At 50.1% G+C, this 13,314-nt stretch carries 9 protein-coding genes; all 9 read right to left on the bottom strand.

Translation table 11 applies throughout. The features are described from left to right. Window positions 1-24: 24 nt before the first annotated feature. Window positions 25-228 carry a hypothetical protein gene (locus BVU_RS10980; protein WP_005831600.1) on the bottom strand — a complete coding sequence of 68 codons (204 nt, stop codon included), beginning with the start codon at window positions 226-228 and terminating at the stop codon, window positions 25-27. Window positions 229-338: 110 nt separating this feature from the next. Beyond that, entirely contained in the window at window positions 339-968 is a 630-nt protein-coding gene (locus BVU_RS10975) for an RteC domain-containing protein (protein ID WP_011965502.1), read from the bottom strand. A 195-nt stretch (window positions 969-1,163) separates the two neighbouring features. After that, on the bottom strand, window positions 1,164-2,459 hold the full coding sequence (locus tag BVU_RS10970; protein ID WP_011965501.1) for a sigma-54-dependent transcriptional regulator: 1,296 nt from the start codon (window positions 2,457-2,459) through the stop codon (window positions 1,164-1,166). Further along, window positions 2,431-4,797 carry an ATP-binding response regulator gene (locus BVU_RS10965; RefSeq protein WP_011965500.1) on the bottom strand — a complete coding sequence of 789 codons (2,367 nt, stop codon included), beginning with the start codon at window positions 4,795-4,797 and terminating at the stop codon, window positions 2,431-2,433. The genes BVU_RS10970 and BVU_RS10965 overlap by 29 nt, the downstream gene beginning before the upstream one ends. A 169-nt stretch (window positions 4,798-4,966) precedes the next feature. Next, entirely contained in the window at window positions 4,967-5,782 is an 816-nt protein-coding gene (locus BVU_RS10960; protein WP_011965499.1) for an SDR family oxidoreductase, read from the bottom strand. Window positions 5,783-5,825: 43 nt separating this feature from the next. Beyond that, entirely contained in the window at window positions 5,826-7,013 is a 1,188-nt protein-coding gene (uxuA, locus tag BVU_RS10955) for a mannonate dehydratase (protein ID WP_005831612.1), read from the bottom strand. 15 nt (window positions 7,014-7,028) lie between these two features. Further along, entirely contained in the window at window positions 7,029-9,371 is a 2,343-nt protein-coding gene (locus tag BVU_RS10950) for a glycosyl hydrolase 115 family protein (RefSeq protein WP_005831613.1), read from the bottom strand. A 5-nt stretch (window positions 9,372-9,376) separates the two neighbouring features. Further along, entirely contained in the window at window positions 9,377-11,770 is a 2,394-nt protein-coding gene (locus tag BVU_RS10945) for a sugar-binding domain-containing protein (protein WP_005831615.1), read from the bottom strand. Between the two features lie 5 nt (window positions 11,771-11,775). Then, window positions 11,776-13,302 carry a glycoside hydrolase family 30 protein gene (locus BVU_RS10940; RefSeq protein ID WP_005831617.1) on the bottom strand — a complete coding sequence of 509 codons (1,527 nt, stop codon included), beginning with the start codon at window positions 13,300-13,302 and terminating at the stop codon, window positions 11,776-11,778. Window positions 13,303-13,314 lie beyond the last annotated feature (12 nt).

Here is a 13,314-nt window from a genome sequence, read left to right as displayed (position 1 = left end):
TGCGAAATCCGCTTTTAGAATCGTTCAGCCGGGTAGGTAGCCCCGTTTGTCGAAGTTCCTCACCGTCTTCCCGATATAATCCTCATACGCTTTCGGTGTGGCATCACCCGTGCGTACATCCACCGGAGTATTCTTTTCGTCCAGTGTGATGAACACGCTGCCCGGTTCGGCCGCCTTGCCCGTAAGACGAACCAGCCAGCGCTTTGTCCAGTCATTCAATAGTCCCATAGCTTGATTTGTTTACTAAAGTTTTTGACTGCAAAGAAAACATTCCGGTCGTCAATCCACAACAAGACATGCTTGCAAGTCGCCCGTTGGCAGCTGTTGGCGGACAATCCTTACGCCAGCCGCTCGTCCAGCATCCTGATATAGCTTTTACGCAGGGAGTCGATGAAGGGCGTGGAATCCGTACAGCGGTCAAACACCTTGCCGCGTTTGGTATACAAGGCGTTTATCTTGATATTGAAGGCGTCCTCGAATACCCTGATGACATCCACAATGGTCAGTTTCTTTCCCTCCGCACAGTCCACCGATCCGGCTGCCATCAATGCGGCCACGAGTTCTATCAGGTCGCTGTCCGTACCGTTCCAGCGCAATGCGGATTTACGCTTGCAGCCCTGCGGGCGGATCTCCATTCCCATACCGGCATCATCTGTATAGTGACGCAAACACTCTTTCAGCATTTCTATCTCCGCATCCAGCAGGGAAAGGACCTTGTCGATGAACACGTCATAGAGCACGTGTCGTTTCTCCTTCAATACATCACTAGTCTGCCTCATGAAGGAAAGTTCTATTCTTGTGTAATTCAAGCGTCTTAATTGTCCTACCGTGTCCCCGTCCTGCGGCAAATTGGTAAGCAGTCCTACAAAATCATCATAGGCGGCAGGCAAGTTTCCCGGCATGAGCTCCGAACCTTCCACGTAAGAGGTGAACATTCCGAACAGCGGTGTATTTGTCAATGTTCTCATGGTATTGATATTTTAAAATTAAAACTGTTTCTGTTTTATTGTCCGTTATCATAACCATAAGTGCAAGAGATGTGCCATACCGGAACGTGTGAAGCAATCTTTTGAAAACGTGAATGTTATAATATCAGTGTATAATTGTGTGTCCATGTCCATAATCTCCCGTCGGACACGGTGTGTCCAGAAATGTGGACAGTTTCAAATCAGGCCGTACTTTTTCAATTTCAGATAAAGCGTGCTCCGGGATATGCCCAGCAGCCGTGCGGCTGCTTTCCGGTCATTACCTGTAATTTCCAGCGCCTTCTGTATCGCCTCCTGCTCCGTCCGCTCCATATCCAGTCTGTAATTATCCGAGGGGGATACATCCACCGGAAGGCTGATCTCCTTGAGAGTGATCCAGTCCCCCTGCGCCAGCACACATGCACGTCTCACCACATTTTTCAGCTCACGGATATTGCCGGGCCACGGATAGGACACGAAAGCCTCCCTGACGTCCCGGTCAAATCCCCTTATTTCCTTTTCCAGTTCCTCATTCGCGGAAGAGAGGAGGAATCCGGCCAGCGGCATGATGTCCTCCCCGCAGTCCTTCAGAGGCGGAACATGGAGCGGGAACTCGTTCAGCCGGTGGAAAAGGTCCTCCCTGAACCGTCCCTCGCTTATCGCCTGTTCCAGGTCCTCGTTGGTGGCCGCCAACAGCCGGACATCCGCATGCATCTCCTCCGTTCCACCGACAAGTCTGTAGCGCTTCTCCTGCAGGGCGCGCAACAGTTGTACCTGCGTCTCCATATTCAGGTTGCCGATCTCATCCAGAAACAATGTCCCGTGCTCGGCGGCAGCGAACACGCCGCTCTTGTCCTCCACCGCTCCGGTAAAAGCCCCCTTCTTATGCCCGAACAGTTCCGATGCGGCCAGTTCCCGTGGAAGGGCTCCGCAGTCCACTGCTACGAAAGGGGCGGCCGAACGCTTGCTGAAAGCGTGTATCTGCCGTGCCACCCGCTCCTTGCCCGTACCCGACGCCCCGCGTATCAGCACGGACAGACCGTCCGCAGGAGCCACCAGACGTACCATCTCCTGAAGTCTTACAGCCGGCGGGCTTTTGCAGATGTAGAAGTTCTGTTCCATCGTCCTTTTCCTCCCACGCCCCAACAGTCCGCGGATGACACCGAGCACCTTTTCCGTTTGCACGGGCTTGGGCAGATAATTGTCGGCCCCTTTCTTCACGGCCTCCACGGCACCGGATATGTCCCCATAACCCGTCATGACAAGAAAGGGCATACGGTAGCCGTGAGCCCTCATCCATTCGAGCAGTTCCACGCCGTTGCAGTCACCCAGACGGAAATCCGAGAGAACCAGAGCCGCTTCATGGCTGCCCAGAAACTCCTTTGCGGCGTCCGCCGAGAGCACGTAACGGGTGTCCATGCCGTTTCGAGCCAGCCAGTTGGCGGTGGCGCGTGCGTATGTACGGTCATCCTCCACTATGAGTATTGTCTCCATTCATTTTCTCCTTTAATGTTACGGCCTTCCTTACAGCATTCTCTACAGCCCTGACCAACCTTCCGATCCGCTCGTCCGACATACCGGCCCATTTTTCAGGCGGCAGAGAGCCCATATATGCCAGTTCCTGCAGGGGGATGTCTATCCGTATCGTCTCCCATACGGGGACGGCCTTGTGTATGATATTTCCGAGTTTTTTATAATCGCCCGAACTGACCGCATCGCGTATGCCGGCAAGTCCGGCCTCCGTGTCCTCGATGAAAATATCCAGCAGCTCGTCCGCGTGTTCCTCGCCCTCCATGACGGATGTAAAGTCAGGACGTTCCACACCCCGTGTGGCCGCCATCAGTTCGTCCCCGGAGAAGGGTTTGTGCAGGCATCCGGCAAAACCGGCCTCCCTGAAACGGGCGGCATCGCTGTCGACACGGGCGGTCACGGCCAGTACGGGGAGCGTTCCGGACTGGCCTATGTTACTGTTGCGGAGCAATGCCAGCACACCATAACCGTCCGTATCGGACATCCTCATGTCGGTCAGGACAAGGTCATGCCGGTTCCTCCGCAATGTCGTGACCATCCCGTCGATGTCCGTGCAGCAGTCACATTCGATGCCGTGACGGAGATACATCCTTCGGACGGCATCCAGCTGCATCCGGTCGTCATCAATGTACAATACCCTGATATTGAGCGGGAGGCCGTCACCGGAGGCCGCATCCCGCATATCCGGCATGTCGGCCTCACCGAGGGGGAGCCGGACCTCGAAAGTGCTTCCACGTCCCGGCGTACTCTCCACACGGATGTCTCCCCCGAGCAGGGAGACCAGTCTTGAGGTGACTGCCAGCCCCAGCCCGAAGCCGCCGTCCGTGGGGAAGCCGGCCTGTTCAAAGTCGGAGAATATCAGCTGCTGCCGCTCCTTGTCTATACCTGTGCCAGTGTCCCTCACGAACAGCAGGAGCCTGCCGTTTCCGTACGAGGCCCCCACATGGATGTAACCGGTACGCGTGAACTTGACCGCGTTTGACAGCAGGTTGCCGAGAATCCGGACAAGCCGTCCGGAATCGCCCCTGACAAGCACATCACACGATTTTATTTCCGTTGTCAGTCCGAGCCCCTTCTTTTCAGCGGAGGGAAGATAGACACGCACGGCATTCCCGATAGTCTGCCCCAGATGGAATACGGCATTCTCCGGCTGTTCCTTACCCTCTTCCAGCCTGTAGTAGTGCTGCAGGTTGTTGGCCAGTCCGATGACATGACGGGAGGCGTGCAGGATGTTGGCGGCGAACTCCCTTACAAGCCCGGCATCCTTCTCATGCTGCATCAGTTCCGCAAACTCGCAGACCGTACCGAGAGGCGCCCGCAGGTCATGGCTCACCGACAGCATCAGGTTACGGCGGGACACCAGCAGCTCTTCATTCCGGGAGCAGGCGGCCTCAAGTGTCATCCGGTACTTCTGCCTCTTTCTGATGTCGGCATGGATAAGAAGATAGAGCAGGATTATCAGAAGAACGGAAATGACGGCTATAGAAAGGATGATACGGAACGACTGCCTTCTCAATGCCGCCGTTTCTTCCATATCCTCCGTATATTGCATATCGGCTGCCCGTTCGAAATCATGTATCAGGCCGCTGATACGTGCGTCCAGTTCCCGGTTGCGGCACCGCAGGCTGTCCGAGCAGGCCTCCAGTCTTTTCCGGTAGTCAGCATACTGGCTGTACATGTCCTTTTGCAGCCGGATGAACTCTCCGTTTACGGAGGACTGTCTTTTTCGGTTCCGCATCTCCTTCTCCTTCCGATTGGCATAAGCGGACTTCTTGTTCCTGCCTCCTATAAGAACATTGAGAAGGCCCCGGCCTTTCTTTGCCGACGGTGTATCCGGCTGTCCGGCATCCCGCACCTGCCGCACGATTCCGGGAGCCTTTCTCAGAAGAAGGCTGTCCGCACGGGGAAAACCGGAAAGGGTGTTCGTCAACTCATACAGCAGCCGCTCCTTTTCCAGCAGGAGCATGGATACGGTGTCTATGGCCGGATGCTGTTCTGCCGCATAATAAGGTTTCAGTCCGTTCAAGGCGTCCAGAGCCGCCGCACAACTGTTCCCGCATTCACGGATATCCGCACTGTCCTGCATCAGCAGGAAATGGTCATGGAAGGAGAATTCCAGCAGTTTTTCAAAGGTCCGGTTGACGGCCTTCCTTCTCATATTGGTCGAATGTTCCCTGGAATCCAGTTCCTCCATCTTTCCATGCTCCAGCCGGACAAGAAAAACCACAGCACAGAGCAATGCCAGCAGCAGAATGTATCCGCCGGCTATCTTCAACTGGAGTATGGAAAGAAAAGATCTCATCTTGGAATAGGCTAGTATCAATTAAAACAAATAACAATTGCGTGACACAATATTTGAAAATTAGTAGATAATATATGTACAGCTAAAAGTACGACCAACAAGCCGACATACACAACCGGGCAACAAATGAGTCACCCCATTATCACCCGGTCAGCCTCCATATCCCCCTTCACACTCCACTGTAAGCACTGAATCCGCCGTCAACAGGCAGTAATGCACCGGTTATAAAACTTGCCGCATCACTGCATAGGAACTGAACCGCACCGTTGAGTTCGGTAATGTCCCCAAAGCGTCCCATCGGGGTTTTGGCCAGTACCTTGCGGCTTCGTTCCGTCAAAGATCCGTCAGGATTAATTAATACCCTCCGGTTCTGGTCGCCGATAAAGAAACCGGGAGCGATGGCATTGACACGAATGCTGTCACCATATTTCAAAGCCATTTCAGAGGCAAGCCATTGGGTAAAATTAGCAACTGCAGATTTTGCAGCCGAATAGCCGGGTACACGGGTAATGGCACTATAAGCGGCCATCGAAGATACATTGACAATACAACCTTTCTTTTGTTCCGCCATCACTTTGCCGAAGACCATTGACGGATACACAGTACCGTTCATATTCAGGCCGGTCACCTTCTCCCAGCAGGCTATATCCATATCATAAAAGTGTTGCTCCGGTTCAAGTGTGGCTCCCGGCATATTCCCCCCTGCAATATTCAGAAGTATATCAATCTTCCCCCATTGAGAAAGTACTTGTCCGGCCAGTTTTCCCAGGCTTGCCACATCAAGTACGTCGCCAACAACGCCAATCACCTCATTTCCATATTGTTTCAGTTCGGAAACCCGCTTGTCCAGTTGTTCCTGACGGATATCAACTGCAACGACTTTTGCACCCTGCCGCATAAAATGTTTTGCGATATTACCGCCTAAAACTCCACCGGCTCCAGTGATAACGGCTACTTTTCCTGCAATTCCAAATAATTCATTCATTTCAATCGGCATATAATTTAATCGGTATAATCCATATTACTATTTAAAATCTCATTCGCTGTTCCTGCAATTCATCCTGCACAACGGACATCATCCCTTCCACTTGCGCCAATGCCAGCATACGTCCATGAAACGAATATCCCGGATTGTATCCAAGTTTCTCATCCCCAAGCATCATGCGGCCATGATCCACCCGCATGGGCAAGCCGGGATTTGAGGATTCGAAGACACGAATCAGTTCTATCAGATGTCCCCGGCCGGACAGGTGCGAACTCTCTATGAAATCCCCACCGGACAAAGTCTCTGTGCTGCGAAGATGGACAAAGCGGGTACGACCGGCAAACCTGCGTGCCAGCCCACGGGTGTCATTGTGTACACCGGCACTGAGTGAACCGGCACAGAATGTCAGCCCATTGTGTGGATTGTCCACGGCATCTAGAATCCAGGCAATATCCTCCTCACAGGTCACGATACGGGGAAGTCCAAGCATCTGAAAGGGTGGGTCATCGGGATGCACGCACATGTCAATGCCATATTTCTCACACACCGGCATGACGGCTGCAAGAAAATAACGCATATTCTCGCGCAACATGCCCTTGTCCACACCTTCATAAAGGGATAGAAGCCTCCTGAAAACCGAAACGGGCTCAGTCTCCCCTTCCCGTATATTTCCATTCACAAAACCTTGTGTCTTCACAATGACCGTATCTATCAGCTCCAGTTCTTCCTCCCCAGTGATGCGGCTGCCTAATTTTTCCACCTCCATCAGTTCCTTTTCGGAATAATCCTTTTCCGCATGTTTCCTTTTCAGGATTTTCAAGTCGAAATAGGCAAAACGTGTTTTATTGAAATAAAGTGATGTGGTGCCGTCCGGCCAGGGATGGTTCAAGTCCGTACGAATCCAGTCAATGACCGGCATAAAGTTGTAGCACACAGTTTTGATGCCCGCCTTGCCGAGGTTGGTAAGGCTTTGTATATAGTTTGTTATCAACCGGTCTCTGTCAGGGCCTGCATACTTGATTGCCTCACATACAGGCAAACTTTCCACCACCGACCAGCGAAGTCCGGCAGATTCTATATACTCTTTCATTTCCTTGACAGTTTCCAAGGGCCAGACTTCACCGTTAGGTACATCGTGCAAAGCAGTAACAATCCCTTCTACTCCTATCTGACGCAACATGGTAAGTGTAATCTCATCTTTCTTGCCAAACCATCTCCATGTTTTTTCCATCCGTTCTATGCAATATTAAAGTGGATAAACCGATACTTGATCCAGTATGACACCTTCATCAAGAGCCTTTATCACAAGTTTGTTTAGTTTCTTTTTCCGGGCAGGCAAAGCCACTCTTCTTATCGCCTGATTCCTGAGTACATTCTCTTTCCATTCCTCACTGCGTCCTTTAGTCTCGTAATGGATAGGCAGAGTTTCCTCCTTATCCAATGCAATAGTGAAACGCAACTGTGTCCCCTCCACGGGATGGGAAGGCAACAAACGGACTTCTACCTCTACAGAATCAGACGGACAGTCTGGCAATTCAAATGTGACCTCTTTCTCCTTAGGAATGACAGCCGCCTTCCCTTCATATCCCAAACCTTCACAAGGGACGAAATCCCCCTTTGCACATTCTACCGCATTCCAACGACGGATTGCCGCACGCTCTTCTTTCATGGGTTTCATCGTGACAGAACGGTCTACCGGTTCGAATACAGGTAACCGACGCGGCTGGTGATCCATCATACGATGCCATTTCCCATTATTCCTTATACCTGTATTATATATGCGAGTCAATGAAACGATGCTGTCGTAGGCCGCATCACTCCGCCCCCAGTCGGCTTCGCCATGACGGGCAAGTTGGGCGTAGAGCATCTTCTTGTTCATCTCAGCAGCAGCCTGTACGGGATATTTCACCAGTTGGAAATAAACATCTTCACGTCCATCACATATTTGCGCAGACAGCCGTTCAGCCTCATCCGAAACAGTCTGATAATCCGACAACCGTTGCAGGATATACTCTTTACTCCACGGCATATCCTTCACAATGCGGTAATCATTCGTATGATATTCCTCCTCCCGTGTATTCCCCATGAATTCCGGTTTGCGGATATGGGCAAGACAATAATGTTCCTGCATGACAGGGAGCAGTTCTCGACCAACCTTTTCACCAAATTCCCGACAAAGAAAATTGCTCAAATGAGCAGAAACTCCTTCTTTATTCACTTCTTCTATATTCCATGCCATATCCAAAAACAACTCCGTCTGATATTCTATCGGCTTTATGTCACCCACATTCAAAATCCATATCTTACGCACATCATGGTCATACGCCTGCTTCATCTGTTGATAGAGCAGATACGGGCTGAATGTACCTAACCAAAGATAATCGTGCGGACGTCCCCAGTACGAGACATGATAATAGATGCCGTTACCGCCTTTACGGGCACGTTCTGCTTCCGTCGGAAAATGCTTGATATAGCCGTAATTGTCATCACACCACATCAACGCAATATCTTCGGGCACCTCCAATCCGGCATTGTACACATCAAGTACTTCCTTATAAGGAATAAACACCTGTGGCACCTTTGTCACATCTTTGTTGACATATTGCTGCAATAAACTCCGTTGGTCGGCAAACACACGTTCGAGTACACGCTTCTGTTCTTCCACCGTTCTGGCACCATTCATCGCACCATCATGCACACCTCGCATACCTACCGTATATAAAATCTCCTGCCCGTCAACCTCTTTCACACGTTCTTCCCAGAAGTTACGAACTGAAGTACTGTTGTTCACATAATCATACTCCCCTTTTCCTCGGCGGCTCCATTCACCGGCGGTGCTCGAAGCCATCGGTTCACAGTGTGACCCTCCGATGTAAATGCCGAATTTCTTTGCTACCTCACGATTGCCTTTTGTCAGGAAGAAAGGTTGCGTGCATTCGTGCATTGCCGGCCAATAAGTGTTGGCACGCAAGCGGAGCAGCAATTCAAAAATACGTTCGTTGGTTTTAGGACCGATGCGTCCCGGCTTGTACCAAGGCTCGTAATGCAAACTGCTCCACGGCATCAGCCCCCAGTCCTCATCGTTGATAAAGATACCCCTATACTCCACGGACGGAGCCTGTACATTCCGATAACCGGAAGGCAACTCAAAAGATTTTCGTTTCATAGGAGTGGCATCCGCCCACCACTTCCAAGGAGACACGCCTATCAATCGCGAAAGTTCCATGATGCCGTATGCAGTACCATGACTGTCACTTCCGGCAATCAATAACCGCCCGTCAGGTAACACAGTCAGCAAAAAGGCTTCTCTCATACCTTTCAATCCAGAAAGATCGGCTTTAGATTGCTCAACCGCATTGTTTACTTCCAAAGTTCCAACAAGGATATTACCACGCGTTTCTTCGCAATGTAAAGAATCGGAGAAAACAGCCCGATAATCCCGTTGAAGCAATTCCAAGGCTGTATGCACCACCGGAGCTTCCGATTTGTCACAGTTCACTGTAACCGTCATACCTGAATGCACACGGAACTGTCCCCATGCCGTCTGTACGACAAGGAAGAGTAAAATTGTTAGGAATCCTATTTTCATATTATTTATCTTTTAGTTTTAATTATTACTGAAGCCGGAGAAAGTCCTTTTGACGCCACCTTCAGTTTGACTTTACCGTTTTGTTTCGTACTTCTGATTACAGCGATGGCACGACCTTTCCAGACCTTACGTATGGGAGCCGTATATGATTTTTCGTCTTTCAAATCCGCACTGCCCGTAGCCTCCAGCATACCGGTTCCACGAACGGAAAATTCCACTTCATTAGCAGCATCAGGTACTACGTTTCCATTTTTGTCCACGACCTCAATGATAACAAAAGCCAAATCTTGTCCGTCAGCCTTTATGGTTTGATCTTGAGTGGTAAGGCGTAGAGAAACAGGAGTTCCGGAAGTCTTTAACACTACGGTTTCCTGCTCTATACCGTTCTCATCCACACCTACCGCGCGCAGTGTACCTGCCTGATAGGGCAATGTAAAGACAGCCTTGAACTGTTGTACATAGCCTGCCGGGCGTTCGTCCACAAGTGAATCGTTCAAGAAAAGCCGCACACGGGGATAGCGGGAGCAGACCTCTACTTCTATCGGTTTTCCTTCATGCCCGCTCCAAGTCCAGCTTTCGCTGGTAGGCCATACACCCCAATCAGTTACTTTTATTTCTCCCCGGTAACCATTGGGTTCACGTACGGCCATATAGAGTTTCTTATCGGGGTTGTAGAGCATGTCACGATAATGGGATATGGGTTTTCGCAGCCCGGTCAGGTCGATGTCACCACAATAGGCACCATGCCAAGGATAGAGCTGCCCGGTATGGAAACCGTCTTTCTCCCTACCTTTGTAATAGGCACGCCCGATGCTCGATTCTCCCAGATAATCCAATGCCGTCCATACAAAGTCGCCGATGATATAGGGATGCTTGTTTACCAAATCCCAATTGCGGAAAGCATCGCGTGGATAGGATTCCGTCTGCATGATGATGCGGGAGGGGACACGTTCGTGGTCAGATTCTGCACGATGCAACTGGTAATTATAGCCTACAATGTCATGTACGGCTGCCAACGGGTCGAATATCTCCCAGTCTTTGTCCCAAGTAGTTAGTGCAGAAGTGACCGGACGTGAAGGATCCAACCGATGTACGTGTTCGGCAAGTCTCTTTGCCGTAGTGATTACTTCCAGTTTCTTGCGCTCTATCACCTCATTGCCGATGCTCCAGCAGAATACGGAGGGGTGGTTGCGGTCGCGAAGCACCATCGCTTCAATATCACGTTTCCACCACTTGTCAAAAAGCACGGAATAGTCATGTTTGTTCTTGGCATCACGCCATCCGTCAAAAGCCTCGTCGATAACGAGCAATCCTTGACGATCGCATTCATGCAGAAAGGCTTCCGAAGGCACATTGTGCGAGGTACGCACGGCATTGAAGCCAGCTTCTTTCAACAATCGCACCTTGCGTGCTTCGGCTGCATCGAAAGAACACGCACCTAATATGCCGTTGTCGTGATGCACGCATCCGCCATTCAGAAGTATAGGTTTACCATTCACAAACAAGCCTTTTTGACTGTCGAAAGTTATGTTTCGGAATCCGGTCATATTCGTTACCTCATCTACCACTTTGCCTCCAACAATCAGTTGCGTACATACCTTATAAAGATTTGGGGTATCCGGCGACCATAGTTTCGGATGACTTACAGAGAGCGATTGCTTCGTGTGTCCGCTTGCGGATGTTACTAGCACTCTGCCAGCCTCATCATAAATCGTATGCTTGATTTCCGGTTTTGTCCCGGTCCGGGCATTGTCTATATAGCGCATGGCAATGTCCAGATTCCAATCATCGCTGCCTTCTTTTTGAGTCGGGCGAATATAAACGCTCCAGTCATCAATGTATATCGCCTCTGTAGTCAGCAGCCACACGTGGCGATAGATGCCTGAACCACTATACCAACGACAGTTCTTCTGTTGGGAGTTATCCACACGTACGGCTACAATGTTCTCCTGCCCGAAATGCAGGTAAGGAGTAATGTCACAGAAATAGGATGAATAACCGTATGGATGCCCTCCAGCACGCTCTCCATTGACAAATACTTCCGAATTCATATAAACACCCTCAAAATAGAGGCGCAGTTCCTTACCCTCCATCACCTTATCTACGTGGAACTTCTTTCGGTACCATCCAATACCCGTAGGCAGATAGCCACCATCGTTTCCGGCAGGAACCTCCGCATCAAAATCGGCTTCAACACTCCAGTCATGAGGCAGATCCAAGCTTCGCCAACCGACATCGTTATATGCAAGTGAAGGGGCATCGGGTGTATCGCCGAGTTTAAAACGCCAATTGTCATCAAACAACTGTTTCCGCTCTGGCATAGCAGCCTCTACAAACAGAGGATAGCTGAACATTACAAACAGCCAGGTGAAGAAAGATATAGATATAAACTTTTTCATGAGAATTACTTATGATTTATACAATAGGTATTGAATGAATGGGGCTTTACCACTGTATTGAGGAACTTTTTTCCAAAGCCTATGGAGATGGATTGTTCCGCGTCACCAAAGTTACCGATGACCGTCACATAATCCTCTGCCGGAGTTTGCCATACCACAGTGTACAGCTTTTTCTCTTTCTGCGGATAGTAGTTTATCATCCGACTGCCCGGTATTACATAATGCGTAAAGTGCTTTACCGCATAATACTCCGCCGTATAGCGGAACTTGCGTGTTTTAGAGTCCACCTGAATCAAAGCATTTTGTTTCCATCCCCAGGGGCTGGTTCCATTGTCGGGCAGAAGGAAGTTCCAGTTGAACCATTCGTCGCATCCGTTGCCGGCATTGTCGCTGATCAGGAAAAAGGTGTGCTCGCCCGCTTTCCAGTCCATGCTGCCGTTGCCGCATTCGCTCTCCGAGCAGATGTAATGGTAATCGGGATATTGACGGCGTATTTCCGGCAATATCTCACGGCCTTCCCATTGGAAAGCGATGCCGTCTATGCTCTTACGCAACTCCCCGTCGGATAGTATCTTCTCCACATGGTCCCGACGATTGGTATTGAACGTACCCAAATAGAGTTTCACTTCAGGGTGACGTGAACGGAGTGTCGGAGCCAAATAATCCCGGTTGAAACATACGGTTCCCTCTGCCGTCCAGGCACAGCCCGGATAGGGCGTATAGCTATAAGCCTCGTTCTGGTAGATAATCATATCAATATTTACGCCCTGCTCTTTGTAAGCATCGATAAACTTGCAGAAATAGTTGGCGTATGCCTGTAAGTAACGCGGGTCTTGAATGAAATAGTCCTGCGTGGCAAGCCGACGCGGAAACTTACCTTTGCGTTCTCCCAAGAATTGCATTTCGTTTTCATCAATACCTTCCACGCTACCGTAAAGCAGATAGTCTATGTTCGGATTGGCATGATTATGACGGCTGCTCACCACCGGATAGTCATTGTTTATTTTCATCCAGCTTGGCGGACTCCAGGGAGAAGCCCAAAAGGTGAGAGCCGAATTGTACTTCTGTGCAGCACGAATCAAAGGGATGATACTACGCTTGTCGCGTTCAATGTTAAAATAGCGTAGTTCCAAGTCACCTTGCACTTCATCACAGCTATACCATGAACGGCCATAATCATTACAGTTCATAGAAATACGTCCACGTGTGAACTTCAAATCACCTTGTGGAGCGAAAAGATTGTACATAATTTCTTCCTGCTCGTCACGTGTCAGCATCAGCAACGCATCCCAATCCAGTTCATTAAAAGTCGTTCCCCATGCTTTCCATTCGGTACCTTTTTCATTTCCCGTTATAGAGAATATTGGCGATACTTCCGCCGTGCTTTTCAACCTATCCTTAGACTGCTGCCAGACAGCCTTCTCGGTACTGCTGGTTCTTATTACAGACTGTCCCCAAAGCTGAAAACTTCCTACCCAAGCCACAGTTGCGACCACAACAAGCTTTCTTACATTAAAATAATCCAAAATCATAAATCTGCTTTA

Source organism: Phocaeicola vulgatus ATCC 8482 (genome assembly GCF_000012825.1).
Lineage (GTDB): Bacteria > Bacteroidota > Bacteroidia > Bacteroidales > Bacteroidaceae > Phocaeicola > Phocaeicola vulgatus.
Note: the sequence above shows the minus strand (reverse complement) of the source record. Positions and strands in the feature narration are given on the sequence as shown.

Excerpts from the sequence above, each read along its gene's own strand:
- BVU_RS10965 (WP_011965500.1), bottom strand. The coding sequence starts at position 4,797 with ATGAGATCTTTTCTTTCCATACTCCAGTTGAAGATAGCCGGCGGATAC.
- BVU_RS10945 (WP_005831615.1), bottom strand. The coding sequence starts at position 11,770 with ATGAAAAAGTTTATATCTATATCTTTCTTCACCTGGCTGTTTGTAATG.
- BVU_RS10980 (WP_005831600.1), bottom strand. The coding sequence starts at position 228 with ATGGGACTATTGAATGACTGGACAAAGCGCTGGCTGGTTCGTCTTACG.
- uxuA (WP_005831612.1), bottom strand. The coding sequence starts at position 7,013 with ATGGAAAAAACATGGAGATGGTTTGGCAAGAAAGATGAGATTACACTT.
- BVU_RS10970 (WP_011965501.1), bottom strand. The coding sequence starts at position 2,459 with ATGGAGACAATACTCATAGTGGAGGATGACCGTACATACGCACGCGCC.
- BVU_RS10950 (WP_005831613.1), bottom strand. The coding sequence starts at position 9,371 with ATGAAAATAGGATTCCTAACAATTTTACTCTTCCTTGTCGTACAGACG.
- BVU_RS10960 (WP_011965499.1), bottom strand. The coding sequence starts at position 5,782 with ATGAATGAATTATTTGGAATTGCAGGAAAAGTAGCCGTTATCACTGGA.
- BVU_RS10940 (WP_005831617.1), bottom strand. The coding sequence starts at position 13,302 with ATGATTTTGGATTATTTTAATGTAAGAAAGCTTGTTGTGGTCGCAACT.
- BVU_RS10975 (WP_011965502.1), bottom strand. The coding sequence starts at position 968 with ATGAGAACATTGACAAATACACCGCTGTTCGGAATGTTCACCTCTTAC.